Genomic DNA, 1,235 nt, shown 5'->3' with positions numbered 1-1,235 from the left:
TGGACTGCTCCCAGTATCCTAGACATGAAACAGCCTCATTTTGAAGCTGCCTCAAATGCTTCTGGGCTCATCCCATCGAGATGCGAATGACGCCTGATTCGATTGTAAAACATCTCGATATAATCAAACACATCCGCACGGGCCATTTCGCGTGTTTTATAGATTCGCTTTTTGATCCTTTCCTTCTTTAAGCTGCTAAAAAAAGATTCTGCAACAGCATTATCCCAACAGTTTCCTCTGCGGCTCATGCTGGGTATTAAGTTATGCTTCTGACAGAATTTCTGCCAGTCTCCACTGCTGTATTGTGAGCCTTGGTCTGAGTGTATGATTACAGGTTCATTAGGCCTGCGTCGCCATACCGCCATAAGAAGTGCATCCAAAACGATATCCTTGGCAAGCGTAGGTTTCATTGACCAACCGATGACTTTTCTCGAATATAAATCAAGAACCACAGCCAGATATAACCAGCCTTGCCATGTGCGAATGTAAGTTATATCAGTCACCCAAGAGGTATCAGGTGTGTTTACAATAAACTCTCGATTTAAATGGTTAGGTGGCACAATCTGAGGACGACCACGACCATAGCTTTTATGTTTCTTATATCCTCGAACAGCGGCAATACCATTGTGCTTCATGATCTTCAGGACACGATTAGGTCCACAGTTTTCACCTAACTCTTTAAGATCCAGCGTAATGCGACGATAACCGTAGATGCCATAACTGGCATCATAAGAAGAACGGATGAGCTGTAATAACCGCTTATCTTCAATAGTCCTGCCTGATTCGGGTTCATGCAACCAAGCATAGTAGCCAGCACGAGCAATCTTAAGAACCCGACACATCGTTTTAATCTTAAATTGATGGCTGTATTCCAGGATAAACTGATACTTTACTCGGGCAGGCTTGCAAAGTACCTTGCGGCCTTTTTTAAGATGTCCCGTTCCTCTTCAGTTTGTTTAAGCTGACTTTTAAGGCGAAGGATTTCTTTCTTTGCCTCGAGCAATTCATGTTCATCAGGGTTATTGCGTAAAGGCTGTACGGCCTTTAGCCATTTATAAATGCTGTGCTGTGATACGCCTAAACGTTCTGCGACATCAGTGACAGAATATCCACGTTCGGTAATCAATTTAACAGCTTCATCTTTAAATTCTGGGGTGTATCGTTGTCCACTCATAATGTTCTCTCCTATGCAAAAAGAATAGACGAAATTTGTCTAGGAGAGTGGTGGCAGTCCA

At 43.1% G+C, this 1,235-nt stretch carries 1 protein-coding gene; it reads right to left on the bottom strand.

Going from position 1 to position 1,235, the window contains the following annotated elements; genetic code table 11:
* Positions 1-35: 35 nt before the first annotated feature.
* Positions 36-1,174, bottom strand: a protein-coding gene (locus tag ACU0NF_RS11835; protein ID WP_445661240.1) for an IS3 family transposase whose coding sequence is annotated in 2 segments (ribosomal slippage) — positions 36-916 and positions 916-1,174 — 1,140 coding nt in all. Because the reading frame shifts where the segments join, the coding sequence is not laid out codon by codon here.
* Between the last annotated feature and the right edge of the window lie 61 nt (positions 1,175-1,235).

The organism is Acinetobacter sp. F16 (genome assembly GCF_052712855.1).
Note: the sequence above shows the minus strand (reverse complement) of the source record. Positions and strands in the feature narration are given on the sequence as shown.